This is a genomic window from Chryseobacterium sp. DZ-32 (genome assembly GCF_059587025.1).
In genome coordinates, this window is record NZ_JCAIOM010000003.1 from 107,577 (window position 1) to 122,016 (window position 14,440).

16 protein-coding genes are annotated in these 14,440 nt (G+C 33.9%); 2 read left to right on the forward strand and 14 right to left on the reverse strand.

Annotated elements, in window-relative coordinates:
• Position 1: 1 nt before the first annotated feature.
• From AC59HC_RS04260 to AC59HC_RS04325, 14 genes are all read right to left on the reverse strand, one after another.
• Positions 2–670 (reverse strand): NAD-dependent epimerase/dehydratase family protein, encoded by a 669-nt coding sequence (locus AC59HC_RS04260; RefSeq protein ID WP_202841667.1) that lies wholly within the window; start codon positions 668–670, stop codon positions 2–4.
• 27 nt (positions 671–697) lie between these two features.
• On the reverse strand, positions 698–1,567 hold the full coding sequence (locus AC59HC_RS04265; protein WP_343639662.1) for a glycosyltransferase: 870 nt from the start codon (positions 1,565–1,567) through the stop codon (positions 698–700).
• Between the two features lies 1 nt (position 1,568).
• Positions 1,569–2,747 carry a glycosyltransferase family 4 protein gene (locus AC59HC_RS04270; RefSeq protein ID WP_202841665.1) on the reverse strand — a complete coding sequence of 393 codons (1,179 nt, stop codon included), beginning with the start codon at positions 2,745–2,747 and terminating at the stop codon, positions 1,569–1,571.
• Position 2,748: 1 nt separating this feature from the next.
• Positions 2,749–3,339: an acyltransferase gene (locus AC59HC_RS04275; RefSeq protein ID WP_202841663.1), complete on the reverse strand. Its 591-nt coding sequence runs from the start codon at positions 3,337–3,339 to the stop codon at positions 2,749–2,751.
• 1 nt (position 3,340) lies between these two features.
• Positions 3,341–4,237 carry a glycosyltransferase family 2 protein gene (locus tag AC59HC_RS04280; protein ID WP_202841661.1) on the reverse strand — a complete coding sequence of 299 codons (897 nt, stop codon included), beginning with the start codon at positions 4,235–4,237 and terminating at the stop codon, positions 3,341–3,343.
• Positions 4,237–5,337 carry a DegT/DnrJ/EryC1/StrS family aminotransferase gene (locus AC59HC_RS04285; RefSeq protein WP_411414228.1) on the reverse strand — a complete coding sequence of 367 codons (1,101 nt, stop codon included), beginning with the start codon at positions 5,335–5,337 and terminating at the stop codon, positions 4,237–4,239. Before AC59HC_RS04285 ends, AC59HC_RS04280 begins: the two co-directional genes overlap by 1 nt.
• Before the next feature lie 87 nt (positions 5,338–5,424).
• Positions 5,425–5,958 (reverse strand): N-acetyltransferase, encoded by a 534-nt coding sequence (locus AC59HC_RS04290; protein ID WP_202841657.1) that lies wholly within the window; start codon positions 5,956–5,958, stop codon positions 5,425–5,427.
• On the reverse strand, positions 5,948–6,370 hold the full coding sequence (locus tag AC59HC_RS04295) for a sugar 3,4-ketoisomerase (protein ID WP_110008467.1): 423 nt from the start codon (positions 6,368–6,370) through the stop codon (positions 5,948–5,950). The genes AC59HC_RS04290 and AC59HC_RS04295 overlap by 11 nt, the downstream gene beginning before the upstream one ends.
• Entirely contained in the window at positions 6,360–6,761 is a 402-nt protein-coding gene (locus AC59HC_RS04300) for a sugar 3,4-ketoisomerase (protein ID WP_110008468.1), read from the reverse strand. The genes AC59HC_RS04295 and AC59HC_RS04300 overlap by 11 nt, the downstream gene beginning before the upstream one ends.
• Positions 6,758–8,017, reverse strand: a complete 1,260-nt coding sequence (locus AC59HC_RS04305) for an ABC transporter ATP-binding protein (RefSeq protein ID WP_202841654.1) — start codon at positions 8,015–8,017, stop codon at positions 6,758–6,760. The genes AC59HC_RS04300 and AC59HC_RS04305 overlap by 4 nt, the downstream gene beginning before the upstream one ends.
• A gap of 32 nt (positions 8,018–8,049) precedes the next feature.
• A complete protein-coding gene (locus AC59HC_RS04310; RefSeq protein WP_110008470.1) occupies positions 8,050–8,898 on the reverse strand; it encodes an ABC transporter permease in 849 nt (282 codons plus the stop codon).
• Positions 8,899–9,072: 174 nt separating this feature from the next.
• On the reverse strand, positions 9,073–9,936 hold the full coding sequence (rfbA, locus tag AC59HC_RS04315) for a glucose-1-phosphate thymidylyltransferase RfbA (protein ID WP_110008471.1): 864 nt from the start codon (positions 9,934–9,936) through the stop codon (positions 9,073–9,075).
• A 97-nt stretch (positions 9,937–10,033) separates the two neighbouring features.
• On the reverse strand, positions 10,034–11,113 hold the full coding sequence (gene rfbB, locus AC59HC_RS04320; protein WP_202841652.1) for a dTDP-glucose 4,6-dehydratase: 1,080 nt from the start codon (positions 11,111–11,113) through the stop codon (positions 10,034–10,036).
• 4 nt (positions 11,114–11,117) lie between these two features.
• Positions 11,118–12,431 carry a UDP-glucose dehydrogenase family protein gene (locus AC59HC_RS04325; RefSeq protein WP_202841649.1) on the reverse strand — a complete coding sequence of 438 codons (1,314 nt, stop codon included), beginning with the start codon at positions 12,429–12,431 and terminating at the stop codon, positions 11,118–11,120.
• A 213-nt stretch (positions 12,432–12,644) separates the two neighbouring features.
• On the opposite strand from AC59HC_RS04325, the gene rimP reads away from it, so the two are divergent.
• Complete coding sequence (gene rimP, locus AC59HC_RS04330; RefSeq protein ID WP_034691441.1) at positions 12,645–13,112, forward strand: ribosome assembly cofactor RimP; 468 nt, start codon at positions 12,645–12,647, stop codon at positions 13,110–13,112.
• A gap of 16 nt (positions 13,113–13,128) precedes the next feature.
• Complete coding sequence (gene nusA / locus AC59HC_RS04335; protein ID WP_002982960.1) at positions 13,129–14,364, forward strand: transcription termination factor NusA; 1,236 nt, start codon at positions 13,129–13,131, stop codon at positions 14,362–14,364.
• Positions 14,365–14,440: the final 76 nt, after the last annotated feature.

Genomic DNA, 14,440 nt, shown 5'->3' on the forward strand with positions numbered 1-14,440 from the left:
CTTAAATATACTTTCGGGTTAACGTTTCAAGATAACTTTCAGGACTGATACCTGAGAAGAAGTCGTGAATTTCTTTATCAAAATCTACTCTGTAAAAGTCTCCTTCGTTCACTTCTGAATAATAAGCTTTTTGATGGGTTTCTTTTTCAATAGCACCTATAATTTCTTTTAAATCAAAATTATAGGGAAAAGAAAAATTAATAACTTTATTAGGAAGATGCAGACAGTAAGACTCTAAAAATTTAGAAATATCATCTATATCCAGCAATAGTCTCCTTGCCTTTGTATGAACTGTAAACTGGTGTGAATTTTTAATCTGATTTTTAAGAAAATTGAATAATGTATTTGGGTTTCCTCCGTTTCCTACAATATTTCCAATTCTGAGAATAAGGTAGTTTTTACACTTATTTTTGATATAATTTTCAATTTCCTTTTTATGTAAAACGTAAAGACTGTCTTGTTTTGATTGATCATGAATGCTTAGAGTAGAAAAATAAATTAATTTGTGATTGCTGTTACTCTCAATACATTTATCCAACAGAGTAAATTCTCTTTCAAACTCTGAACTTGTTGTTTCCAGAGAATTCGAAACACCAGAAGCGAAAAATAGATTTTCCTCTGAGTCTATATTTTTTAATGAATTGGCAATAAGTCCGTTTCCTATGATCATATCTTATTAAACAGTTTTAGATAAATTTTAATTCTTTGAGTTGTGTTTTTTATTGATACTTCCAGCGTATCTTATATAGCCGTAATACTTTTTTGCTATTTCCAAATGCTCATTAAAATTAAGTTTTTTGGGATAAAATTTTAATGTCAGAAATAGGTTTTTTTTATTAACAGGGTAGTATTTAAAAAAATTGTGCAAAAACCCTAGAAATATTTTCTTTTCAGCTTCGGTGTCGATTTCTTTTTGAAAATCAGATCCTATACTTTCCCTTACTTTAATATTGGCATCTAACCAAGTTTTATCCGGATTTCCACCAGAGAAATGTTGAATCAGTATATCGTTAACCACATAATTCTGTTTTTTTGTAGAAACTCTTAAACTAAAATCAAGATCATAGCCATGGAAACCTTTCAATAGATTTTCGTTGAATTTAAACTGATTAAATATTTCTTTTTTAATTCCAAGAAAAACACCGTCAACAGCAAAGACTTTATTTCTGTTTTCCTTCGTTGTTTGAATGGGAAAATACAGGGTATTCTCTTTATTTCCCTGTAAAATATTTACGAAATTATATTTCTCAGTAACGGTCCAGCTTGATGGAGCAGAAGGAACATAGGATGATCCTGCAAGCCCTATAATTCCTGTATTTTCCTGGTTTAAATGATTTATGAGTGTATTCCCCCAATTTTCATTTTTAAATAAGATGTCTTCATGGATGAAAAGCAAATAATCAAAACCAGCTTTTTCCGCGCCTTTGTTATAAGCTTCACAAATTCCCATCAATCCAGGATTGTCTATTTTAATGATTTCATAAGACACCCCAATTGTTTCTGCAATATTTTTTTCAAGTGCAGAAAAATAGTCAGGAAGGTATGATGAGATTATGATGGAGATCATCCTAAAGTAAGTTATCAATTATTGTAAAAATTTTACCTGCCAATTTCTTGTCAGAATATTCGTTTTCCAATCTCTGATAAATATTTTCACCATAACTTTCTCTTAGATTGGCATCCTGCATAAGTTTAACGGTCTCTTCAGCCATGGTATCCATATCCAGATAGGGAACAAGTACTCCATGATTGTTTTCCAGAAATTCAACAGCACCACCGCTTTTTTCAAAAGCTACGATGGGTTTTTTTAGTTTTGCAGCAGTCAGCATAACTAATGGGAAAGGATCTTCACGGGACATTAAAAGAAAAACATCAAAAATATTTATATAATCATTTGGCGTTTTGTTATGATCGATAAAAATGATGTCCTTTTCTACCCCTAATTTTTCAGCATCCAGTTTGGCACATCTTACAGCAGCACTTTTGGATGTTCCTCCAAGATTGATGAATTTAAAATTAAGATCAGTTTTCTGTTTTATTTTCTGAACCAAAACAGGAACCATCTCCGTACCTTTTCTTAATTCCTGAGAACTCGCAATTCCAACGATCAATTCTTCATTTTTAATATTCAATTCCTTTTTCAATAATTCTTTATCCTTCTGGAGGTTGAGAACATTGTCTACGAAAGAATGTATTGCTGTTACTTTTTGTGGGGCTGCATTGTACTTGTTGATAAGATTGTCGGCAACAGCTTGCGAACCTGCTATAATTTGGGTGATATTTGAAATGTTTTCTAAAACAAACTCTTTAGAGTAAGTACTTTCAATCCCAAAACTAAGCTCATGAATAGCAACAATTGTAGGAATGTTTTTTTTATAGAAAGGAAGCGTCCAAATCAATGATTCCATTGTGTTTCCATATACCAGATCGTATTTGTTTTCAAGAAGAGAGATGGTAATTTTATCAATTTTGTCTTGTTGAGTCTCTTTTTTTCTGAAAACAATTGATTGAACTCTTTTTAAATTTCTTTTTAAAAATGAAAAAGACTGTAAATGATAATGAGCAACAACAATATTGTTAGCTACTTTTGCAAATTCTTCATACAATTCTCCTCCTCTGATCAATAAAATATCGATCTGATAATTTTCTTTTTCTTTTTTTAATCTTTTTATTAAATCTAAAACAAGAATGGGAGCACCAGATAAAGAAGCTTCGTGCGAAATAAATAATATTTTTTTTGTACTCATTTTAGAGGGTTTGAGAAATTAAATTTTGACTATTTTTCATAATTGTGTTTTCCGGAACAGATTTGTGTATTACACAGCCGGCTCCAATAATAGAATTGTCTCCGATCGTAACCCCTTTTAATATTACAGTATTGCTTCCAATCCAGCAATTTTTACCAATTTTAATAGGAGACGTCATATATTTTTCTTTTTCTACAAAAAGTTTTTCACCTTTTTCAATAAGATGATTATGATCGTATAGCCTTACGCCTTCACCAAAAATGGTGTCATTACCAATTTCAATTTTATCTAAACAATTAATAGAACAATAATTGTTGAAAAAAACACTTTTTCCAATTCTAAGGTCAGCATTCGGAAAAACTACAATATTGCAGTATTCTCTCAGTAAAAAATTTTCACTAATTGTAATATTTCCTATTTGATTATTTTCACCTTTAAAAATATCTGCATCTTTTGGCGAAAAACTTGGATGAATATTTATATTAGGTTTGGACATGAAAATATTCCATTTTTCCTGTTTTTTTCTTTTATCATTATTCTCGACAAGAGTAATGATTTTTTGTGCGATATTATTTTTAAGCTTTGTAAACATTTTAGAAAAATTTATATTTCAGATAATATAATCTTACAGGCAGGTTATATTTCAGGCATAAATTCAGCCAACGTTCTTTCCCTTTATATTGAGAATATTGTTCAGACACTTTCCGGATTTCCTTTTTATCTTTAGATGTTATGTAGATCTTTTTGATGTCGTTATTTATTTTTGTCTTATTTTCAAGATTATGATCATATTTTAACCTTAAAAGTATTTCTTCTACAAAAACAATCCTTTCTTTTATTTTAGAAATGTTTTCACCATGCTTTCTATGATATGCAAGATTTTCAGGAATAAAATCAATAAAATAATTTTCATTAATTCTCAACCATCTGTCGTAATCTTCGATAAGAATATTTTTATCGTACGGACCTGTCTCAATTAAAACCGTTCTTTTAACCAACGTAGCAAGAGCCGGGATAAGGTTCATCTTTTTCAATGTACTTTTAAATTGATTTTCATCTTTATAAAAACTCAGATCATCAAGATAATTAATTAATGTTTTATCTTCTTGGATGATAAAGCAGCTTGAAAAAATCATTCCGAAATCATTCCCCTTTTTTTCTAAATTGGCTACGCATTTTTCAAGAAATGAAGGATGAAGGTAGTCATCGGCAGCTATAATATTTACATATTTTCCCTCAGTCATCTCAATACATTCATTAAGTGTTGCAGCGAATCCTATGTTTGTTTCATGAAAATTGGTTTTTGCAGAAATGTTGTTTTCGTTCAGCCAGTTTTTTGTGATCTCCACAGAATTGTCTGGTGAAGCATCATCAGCAATAATGAGTTCCCAGTTTTTATAAGTTTGATTTTTAATACTATTTAAACACTCAGGGATAAATTCTGAGTGTTTGTATGAAACAACAATAAAACTTACCAACGGATTCTCCATTAGAATTTGTTTAATAATTCAATAACTTTAGCTATTTCCTCTTTTTCCATTACCGGAGAAATAGGCAGGCTCAAAACTTCTTGATGAATCTTTTCACTGATCGGAAAAGATTGTGAATTCCAGTCTTTATAAGCTTCCTGTTTGTGGGGAGGAATCGGATAATGAATCAAAGTTTGGACACCGTTTTCTGTAAGGTAAGCCTGAAGTTCGTCTCTTTTTTCTGTTCTGATAAGGAAAATATGCCAAACATGCTCGTTCTCATTTTCAGGGTTTTCCGGTAGAATAATATTGGAATTTGAAATTTCGCTGATATATTGTCTTGCGATCTTTCTTCTCACCTCATTTTCTTCATCAATGTATTTTAGCTTAATATCTAAAACAGCAGCCTGAATTTCGTCTAGTCTGGAATTTAATCCTTGATAAATATTTACATATTTTTTATTTGAACCATAATTTGCCAAGGCTCTTATGGTTTTTGCCAATTCTTCATCATTAGTCGTAATTGCACCGGCATCGCCCAAAGCACCTAAATTTTTTCCGGGATAGAAACTAAAACCAGAGGCATCACCAAGATTTCCTGTTTTTTTTCCTTTCCATTCTGCTCCAATAGCCTGAGCATTATCTTCAATGATTTTTACATTATATTTTTGAGCCAATTGCTGCAATTCTTCAGAGAAAATAACTCTTCCGTAAAGATGCACAATTAAAATACCTTTTGTTTTTGGAGTGATTTTTTCTTCAATTTTTGATACGTCAATATTATAGTTGGCAATATCTGGTTCTACCAAAACGGGTACGAGTCCATTATCGGAAATGGCTAAAATAGAAGCAATATAAGTGTTGGATGGAACTAAAATTTCGTCTCCTTCTTTCATTAATCCCATTTCGATATATCCTCTAAGGATAAGACGAAGAGCGTCTAAACCATTGGCAACACCGATTGCGTGTTTTGTTCCGATATATTGAGAAAGATTTTTCTCAAATAGATTCAGTTCATTGCCCATAAGATACCATCCGGAACGGAAAACCTGCAAGAGCTTCGCCTCAATTTCTTCTTGGTGCTGTAGATTAATTTTTTGTAGATCGAGGAACTTAATCATGAGAATAAATTTTTTATTTTTTGTTGAAAGGTTTTTCTATTACTTTATATGAATGAATACTTGCAGTGAGCATAATGAAAAACATCACTAGTCATTTTGAATTTCATAGGAATTTCCTTCCTTGTCTTTCATATTCAGATCTAAAATCTTTCCGTCTAAAGTTATAAAACCCGTTTGTCTGGCAGGATTTCCATACCAAACTGTATTTGAAGGCACATTTTTCGTAATGACACTTCCGGCACCGATCAAAGCATTTTCTCCGATTATATTCCCGGCAATAATTGTAGAGTTAGCCCCAATTGAAGCACCTTTTTTCACAAGTGTTTTACTGAATTCTAAAGGATATTGTTTTGAACGCGGAATAAGATCATTCGTAAAAGTTACATTTGGACCGATAAATACATTGTCCTCCAATGTTACTCCGTCCCAAACCTGTACGCCGGGTTTAATGGTTACATTATCACCTATTTTCACGTCATTTTCAATAAAAACATTGCAATTTATATTGCAATTTTTACCAATTTCAGCACCTTTTAAAACAACGCAGAATTGCCAAATCATGGTGTCTTCTCCTATGTTTTCACTTTGGACATCGGCTAATGGATGAATTTTATTTTTCATTCTGTATTTTTAAAAATGTATCATAATCTCTGACATAGTCTTCTTCATTATAATGATGAGATGCCAGAACCAGACAAATTGCACCTGATGAAAAATTAATTTCTGAAGCCCAAATTCCTGGTGGAATATGAAGCCCAATATCCGGGCGGTTCAGAAAAACCTGTCTTTTAAACTTTCCATCATCCAGTGAAACCTCGAAACTTCCGCTAGCTGCAATCAAAAACTGATGACATTCTTTATGAGAATGAGCACCACGGCTTTCTCCACCCGCAATGTCGTATAAATAAAATATTCTTTTAACATCAAATGGGAAGGTTGAATTGTTTTCAACCACTGTAAGATTACCCTCATCAAAACTTATTTTTCCAAGGTCTATAACACTACAATCAAATACTGAAAGCTTATTTTTCATTTGCCAGCTTTTTAAATTCTTCAAAATCTCTGATATAATCATCCTGATTATAAGTATGATCAGAAACAATAAGAGCAAGTGAATTGGTAGAGAAATTCTCTAGTTTCCGCCAAAACATTTTCGGAATATATAATCCATAATAGGATCTGTTTAAGGAAAACCGCTGCTCTTCTTTACCATTATGAATCACTACATCAAAACTTCCTGAAAGAGCAATAATATACTCCTGCTGTTCTTTAAAAGCGTGACTTCCCCTTGTTTCCCCTCCCGGAACATCATAAATCCAATACGTTCTTTTAATTTCAAAGGGTAGTTGATTGGGGTGCTCAAAAAAGGAAAGATTTCCTCTTTTGTCATAAATTTTTGGAAGTTCTATTATTTTTGGAATCATGGAGTCTGTACTTTATAATCAAAATTCGGTCTTGTAATTCCCGGATACAAATGAAGTTTGCTGCCCACTTTTACATTTTCAACCTCAAAGCCTACAATACTGTCGACTGCAAATAATACTTCGGTTTGATTTTTTCCGAAAATTAATTTAAAATAGTAATTTCCTGCATTAATTAAACCTGCCGGAATATCAAATTCTACTGTATAATCCCCAATTTCAGAGTTATTATTTTCAGTAATAAGTTTTCCTACATGGAAGATAATAAGCTCTTCATAATTTCTTAGTTCAAAAGTAGCATCCAGATTGATATTAGCACAATTATTCTGGAAAACAAGCTTTACATGAATTCCGGAATCAATATCGATGAGATCTCCATGAATAGGATTTACATAAAATTCTTTTATTCTGATGTTATTATTTCCTAGAGCTTCATTAATATTTCCATTGTAATAATAAGAACTTGCTGTTGTACTGCTTTTTTGATATTCTATAATTGTATTTAGCATATCTCCTTCATAGGCTAAAGTTCCTTGGTTTAAAAGGATTCCTTTGTTGCAAAGTTCTTTTACGGCAGTCATATTATGACTTACAAAAAGAATGGTTCTTCCTTCTCCTTTTGCTACATCGTTCATTTTTCCCAGGCATTTTTTTTGAAAATCTGCATCACCCACAGCCAATACTTCATCTACAATTAGAATTTCAGATTCCAAGTGAGCTGCTACAGCGAAGGCCAGACGAACATACATTCCCGATGAATATCTTTTTACCGGAGTGTCAATATATCTTTCTACTCCTGAAAAAGCTACGATCTCATCAAATTTTCTTGAAATTTCCTTACGGGTCATTCCAAGAATTGCTCCATTTAAAAAAACATTTTCGCGTCCTGTCATTTCAGGATGAAACCCGGTTCCTACTTCCAATAAAGATGCAATTCTTCCGTTGGTGTATATTTTACCGGTTGTAGGTTTTGTTACCTTGCTTAAAAGTTTTAACAGGGTAGATTTTCCGGCTCCGTTTCGCCCAATAATCCCTACTGCAGTTCCTTGTTCAATCTCAAAATTAATATTCCGAAGTGACCAAACGTACTCAGAAGTTCCCTTGGTTGTTCTGTCATTTACCTCACCAATTTTAAGATATGGATCTTCTTTTCCTCTTACTTTGTGCCAGAATCGGTTTAAGTCATGAGATAAGGTACCCGTTCCGACTTGTCCGAGACGGTATTGTTTTGATATATTTTCTGCTTTTAAAGCTAGCATTTTTAAATTGTTTAGGGGAAGTTAATAAATTTTTAAACTGTGTCCATGAAGGATTTTTCCACCTTATTGAAAATGAAAGTACCTGTTACCAATAAAATAAGGATGATAAATGTACTGATAGTGAGCATTATTGGAGAGAAGTCCCCAACACCAAGCCAGGCATATTTAAAACATTCGAAAATCCCTGTTAAAGGATTGTAAAATGAAATGCTTTTAAAGAATCCCGGTAAAGCTGAGGTTGGATAAATAACTGGTGTTGCATACATATACAGACTCACTCCAAACCCCAACAACATACTTAAATCTTTATATTTTGTGGTTAACGCAGAAAATATCATTCCTACTCCCAATGCAAATAATGCCATTAGTAAAATTAAAAAGGGAGTTGCTAAGATCCAGATATTAGGATGAATCTGTCCTTTTGATAAATAATAACCCCAGCCGATAATAAATAGGAGAAACTGTACTCCAAAACGCATCAGGTTGGAAATTACAATGGATAAAGGAGAAACCAGTCTTGGAAAATATACTTTGCCGAAAATATTTGCATTACCAACAAAAGTTGAAGATGTTCCTAGTAAACAAGCTGAAAAATAATTCCAGAGAGTAACTCCTGCAAGGTAGAAAAGTAATGGTGGTGCTCCGTCAGTTGGAAGGTTGGCAATTCTTCCGAAAACAATTAAATAAACAATTGTCGTTAGAATTGGATTGATAAAAAACCAGATCGGGCCTAAAATAGTCTGCTTAAAGCTGGATACAAAATCTCTTTTTACAAACATATAAACAAGATCTTTGTATCTCCAGACTTCTTTTAGCTTCAAGTCAAATAACGAATGATCAGCATCAATCGTTTCTGTCCACTTTTGTTGTGGTTCATTCATCTGTGTAAGTTTTTGCAAATTTATAATAATTAATTCTTACCGTATGTATTAGTTTATAAATTTTCATAGTCCATAAAACTAAAAATCAACAACTAATATATTGATATTTGTCGGCATGAGCAAAAACTATTGGCCATAAAGCCAATAGTCTATGAATTTTATAAATTATAATTGTTATTTTCTGATAAGTTGTTTCAGGTATTCACCGTATCCGCTTTTACCATATTTGGTAGCCGTCTCAAGCAGTTTCTCCTCATCAATGAATTTGTTTCTGAATGCAATTTCTTCAATACAGCCGATTTTAAATCCTTGTCTTTTTTCAATAACACTTACAAATTCTGAAGCGTCATGAAGAGAATCAAAGGTTCCTGTATCCAGCCATGCCGTTCCTCTGTTAAGAACAGCTACTTCAAGTTTTCCATTGCTTAAATAAACATTGTTGATGTCTGTGATTTCCAGCTCACCTCTTGCAGAGGGCTTGATGTTTTTAGCAATTTCAACGACATTGTTATCATAAAAATAAAGGCCGGGAACAGCATAGTTTGACTTAGGGTTTAAAGGCTTTTCTTCAATAGAAACAGCTTTCAGGTTTTTGTCGAATTCTACTACACCATATCTTTCAGGGTCTGCTACGTGGTAAGCAAAAACAACTCCTCCCTGTGGATTGGTTTTGTTTTTCAATAAAGTTCCCATTTCGGAACCATAGAAAATATTATCTCCCAATACCAGCGCTGCGGGGTCGTTACCAATAAATTGCTCGCCCAGAATAAAAGCTTGCGCTAAACCATCTGGACTTGGCTGTACAACATATTCTATATTACAGCCGATTTGTGAGCCGTCGCCCAAAAGTTTGATGAAACCTTCCTGGTCATGTGGAGTGGTGATGATCAGAATATCCTTGATTCCTGCTAAAAGCAATGTGGAAAGCGGATAGTAAATCATAGGTTTGTCGTAAACAGGCATCAGCTGCTTGCTTACTGCAATGGTTAGAGGGTAAAGTCTTGTTCCGGAACCTCCGGCTAATATTATTCCTTTCATGTTTTGGTGCGTAAAGACGCTTATTTCTTTTGTGTTGTGAGTTGAATTTCTGTGGAAGATAAAGAGTTCCATTGCTCTGTTATCTCAAATAATATATTTAGCTGTATTGTTTGCTGTAATAATCCTGATAATTTCCGGAAGTTACATTCTCCAGCCATTCCTTATTTTCCAGATACCAGTCGATGGTTTTTGCTAATCCTTCTTCAAAGGTAACTGAAGGTTTCCAGCCTAAATCTTTATTCAGTTTTGTGGCATCAATAGCGTAACGTTTGTCGTGACCCGGTCTGTCTTTTACAAAAGTGATCAGCTTTTCTGAATAACCTTTCGGTCTTTCCAGCTTGGCATCCATTTGTTTGATCAGTTCTTTGACAAGATCAATATTCTGCCACTCGTTGAATCCTCCGATATTGTAAGTCTCACCGGTTTTTGCTTCTTTAAAGATCTGATGAATCGCCTTGGCATGGTCAATGACAAACAACCAGTCTCTGGTGTATTTTCCATCACCGTAAATAGGAAGTGGTTTCTCGTTGATAATATTCGAAATACAAAGTGGAATCAATTTTTCAGGGAAATGATTCGGACCGTAGTTGTTGGAACAGTTCGATACAATGAAAGGCATTCCATAGGTATTTCCGTAAGCTCTTACCAAATGGTCAGAGGCTGCTTTTGAAGCTGAATACGGAGATTGAGGGTCGTATGATGTGGTCTCCAGAAAGAAACCTGTTTCCCCTAAGCTTCCATATACTTCATCCGTGGAAATATGATAGAAAAGATTGTTTCTTTTTTCATCCGGGAATCTGCCGTGGGTATGATCAGGATTTAATGTCCAGAATTCTTTACAAAGGTTCAAAAGATTAGCAGTTCCGTTTACATTCGTATTGATGAATGCCATAGGATCTGTAATACTTCTGTCTACATGGCTTTCTGCTGCTAAATGTACAACAGCATCCGGGTTATATTTTTCGAAAACTTTTCTAAGCTCTTCCGGTTTTGTAATATCTGCTTTTTCGAAAACATAATTCGGTTCATTTTCAATGTCCTTTAAGTTTTCGAGATTTCCGGCGTAGGTAAGAGCATCAAGATTGATGATCGTAGTATCCGGATTGTTTTTTACAAACTCTCTTACAACATGGGAGCCGATAAATCCGGCACCTCCTGTAACGATAATATTTTTCATTGATTTATTTTGTAATGGTCTTTCTTCCTATACTTTTATAATGAAATCCGTTCTGTTCAGGGATTTCCAGCGGGTACATATTTCTGCCGTCAAAAATGACTTTGTTTTTCATTTTTCTAGCCATAAGGTCAAAATTAGGATTTTTGAATTCCGGCCATTCTGTAGCAATAAACAGTGCATCTACATCTTCGATTGCATCGTACATTCCTTTAGCATATTGTATTTTATCACCTAAAAGCTTCTTAACATTACTTTCTGCAACAGCGTCATAGGCTATGACCTCTGCTCCTTTCTCCAATAGAAGAGCGATGTTGTCTAATGATGAGGCTTCTCTGATGTCATCCGTATTGGCTTTGAAGGCAAGCCCCCACATAGCAATTTTCTTTCCTTCAATACTTCCTCCGAAATATTTTTCAATTTCAGACACTAAGATTACCTTCTGGGCTGTATTTACCTTTTCCGTAGCTTCAAGGATCTGAAAATTAAAATCTTCCTGCTTTCCGGACTTTATAAGTGCTTTTACGTCTTTAGGAAAGCAGCTTCCACCATATCCGATACCTGGGAATAAGAATCTGTGCCCGATTCTGTCATCACTACCCATTCCCAGTCTTACCTTATCTACATCTGCGCCCACTTTTTCACAATAGTTCGCAATCTCATTCATAAAGGTGATTTTTACTGCCAGAAATGAATTCGCAGCATATTTTGTAAGTTCTGAGGATTTCTCATCCATGAAAATGATGGGAATTCCGGTGTTGGTAAAAGGCTGGTATATCTTAGACATGATGTCTTTGGCTCTTTCCGAACTTGCACCTACAACTACTCTTGAAGGGTTCATTGAATCTTCAACCGCAAATCCTTCTCTTAAAAATTCGGGATTTGAAACAACATCAAAAGGGATATTTGTTTTCGCTGAGATGGTTTCTCTTACTCTGTCTGCAGTTCCTACAGGAACCGTGCTTTTATTGACAATGACTTTGTATCCGGTCATCATTTCGCCAATATTATCAGCTACCTGAAGTACATAAGACAGATCTGCAGATCCGTCTTCTCCCGGAGGAGTAGGTAATGCCAGATAAATCACTTCGCTTTTGTCTAAAGCTTCTTTAAGATTGGTAGTGAAAAATAATCTTTCAGACTGAATGTTTCTTAAAAACATTTCTTCAAGGTTCGGCTCATAGATGGGAACAATGCCGTTTTTCATACCTTCTACTTTTTTTTCATCAATATCAACACAGTATACTGAATTGCCAAGTTCTGCCAGAGTGGTTCCTGTAACCAAACCTACATAACCTGTTCCTACAATCGTTATATTCAAAATGTCTGTTTTTAAATTCTAAGACAAAAGTAATAAAAATCTTCTGACATATTCTTTTAATTTATTGTAAATGAATCTGGCGCTATTTACCTGATACTTAAGATTATTTTGCTTTTTTAGAAAAAAAGCTTATATTTGCAATGGATTTACGGAAAAAATGGGAAGGCTTCGGAAGAAAGCCTTTTTTCGTACTGTAAATCAAGATAAAAATATATGGAGTTTAGAAAAAGAATTGAAGAATTATTAAATGAATTCCTTGAGACCAGAAAAGATCTGTTTCTTATTGATCTTAAAATTTCTGCAGGGGATGATATTACAGTGATTTTGGATGGTGATAACGGAGTTTCTTTGCAGGATTGTCTTGATGCAAGCCGTGCAATTGAATTCAATATGGATCGTGAAGAGCATGACTTCAGCCTTCAGGTGATGTCTGCAGGATTGAGCGAGCCATTATCCACACCAAGACAGTTCAGTAAAAACATTGGAAGAGAGATTGAGGTGATGCTGGAGGATTCTTCTAAAATTGAAGGGGAATTGTCAAAAGTAGACGATGAGAAGATCACGCTTGTTCTACGTTACCGGAAACCGAAAGATATCGGAAAAGGAAAAGTAGATGTGGAGGAGGAGAAAGAAATTTCTTATCCTGAGATCAAAAAAGCATTAGTAGTAATTAAATTTTAAAAAGAAAAAAGAATAGATGGATAATATAGCGTTGATTGAATCCTTTGGTGATTTTAAAGACGAAAAAGGGATCAGTAAGATTGATCTTATGGCAATTATTGAAGATTCACTGAAAACTCTTTTAAGAAAGAGATTTGATTCAGATGATCATTTTGATGTGATTGTAAACCCGGATAAAGGAGATTTTCAGATATTTTTAAATAAAACAATTGTAGAGGACGAAATGTCTGAAGATGATGATTTGGAAATTGAAATTTCTGAAGCAAAGAAGATTGATCCTACCTTCGAAGTAGGTGAAGACTTTACAATGGAAATTCCTGTTGCACAGTTGGGAAGAAGAAATATTCTTACCCTTAAGCAAATCCTTGCTACAAAACTTCAGGAACACAATAATGCAATGCTGTACGAACAGTTCAGAGATAAAATTGGTGAAATTGTTGTAGGGGAAATCCACCACATCCGTCATAAGCACGTGATTCTGCTGGATGATGAAGGAAATGAATTTATTTTACCAAAAGAAAACCAGATCCCATCCGATTTCTTTAAAAAGGGTGAGAATATCAGAGCTATTGTTGAGACAGTAGATTTTAAAGGTTCTAAACCACAGATTATTATTTCCAGAACTGCACCTAAATTCCTTGAGAAGTTATTAGAGCTGGAAATTCCTGAGATCCAGGACGGAACAATTATCCTGAAAAAGGTAGTGAGAATTCCTGGTGAAAAGGCGAAGATTGCAGTAGATGCTTATGATGACAGAATTGATCCGGTAGGAGCTTGTGTTGGAGTAAAAGGATCCAGAATTCATGGCGTTGTAAGAGAGTTGAGAAATGAAAACATCGATGTTATTCAGTGGTCTAAAAACCCTGAGATCTTGGTGAAGAGAGCATTAGGAAATGTTACTATTAACAAAATTGAAATCAATGAGGAGACGAACTACGCGTTGGTATATACTCCTGTTGAAGAAATTTCTAAAGTGATCGGAAAACAAGGTCAGAATATCAGACTGGCTTCTTGGTTGACAGGATATGAGATTGATGTATACAGAGAGTCCAGCGAGGATGATGATGTTGAATTGAAAGAATTTAACGATGATATCGAGCAGTGGATTTTGGATGAGTTTAAGAAAGTAGGACTTACGACTGCAAAATCAGTATTGGATAAAGAAACTGAAAGTCTTTTAAATATGGTTGACCTTGAAGAAGAAACTATTGAAGAGGTGAAACGTATTCTGAGAGAAGAATTTGAAGATTAAGATTTTAAATAAATTTTAATAAACAGTAAAAAAGAAATACTTTAATTTTAAAAATTAAAAACAGTAAATAATATAA

Excerpts from the sequence above, each read along its gene's own strand:
- AC59HC_RS04260 (WP_202841667.1), bottom strand. The coding sequence starts at position 670 with ATGATCATAGGAAACGGACTTATTGCCAATTCATTAAAAAATATAGAC.
- AC59HC_RS04265 (WP_343639662.1), bottom strand. The coding sequence starts at position 1,567 with ATGATCTCCATCATAATCTCATCATACCTTCCTGACTATTTTTCTGCA.
- AC59HC_RS04270 (WP_202841665.1), bottom strand. The coding sequence starts at position 2,747 with ATGAGTACAAAAAAAATATTATTTATTTCGCACGAAGCTTCTTTATCT.
- AC59HC_RS04275 (WP_202841663.1), bottom strand. The coding sequence starts at position 3,339 with ATGTTTACAAAGCTTAAAAATAATATCGCACAAAAAATCATTACTCTT.
- AC59HC_RS04280 (WP_202841661.1), bottom strand. The coding sequence starts at position 4,237 with ATGGAGAATCCGTTGGTAAGTTTTATTGTTGTTTCATACAAACACTCA.
- AC59HC_RS04285 (WP_411414228.1), bottom strand. The coding sequence starts at position 5,337 with ATGATTAAGTTCCTCGATCTACAAAAAATTAATCTACAGCACCAAGAA.
- AC59HC_RS04290 (WP_202841657.1), bottom strand. The coding sequence starts at position 5,958 with ATGAAAAATAAAATTCATCCATTAGCCGATGTCCAAAGTGAAAACATA.
- AC59HC_RS04295 (WP_110008467.1), bottom strand. The coding sequence starts at position 6,370 with ATGAAAAATAAGCTTTCAGTATTTGATTGTAGTGTTATAGACCTTGGA.
- AC59HC_RS04300 (WP_110008468.1), bottom strand. The coding sequence starts at position 6,761 with ATGATTCCAAAAATAATAGAACTTCCAAAAATTTATGACAAAAGAGGA.
- AC59HC_RS04305 (WP_202841654.1), bottom strand. The coding sequence starts at position 8,017 with ATGCTAGCTTTAAAAGCAGAAAATATATCAAAACAATACCGTCTCGGA.
- AC59HC_RS04310 (WP_110008470.1), bottom strand. The coding sequence starts at position 8,898 with ATGAATGAACCACAACAAAAGTGGACAGAAACGATTGATGCTGATCAT.
- rfbA (WP_110008471.1), bottom strand. The coding sequence starts at position 9,936 with ATGAAAGGAATAATATTAGCCGGAGGTTCCGGAACAAGACTTTACCCT.
- rfbB (WP_202841652.1), bottom strand. The coding sequence starts at position 11,113 with ATGAAAAATATTATCGTTACAGGAGGTGCCGGATTTATCGGCTCCCAT.
- rimP (WP_034691441.1), top strand. The coding sequence starts at position 12,645 with ATGGAGTTTAGAAAAAGAATTGAAGAATTATTAAATGAATTCCTTGAG.
- nusA (WP_002982960.1), top strand. The coding sequence starts at position 13,129 with ATGGATAATATAGCGTTGATTGAATCCTTTGGTGATTTTAAAGACGAA.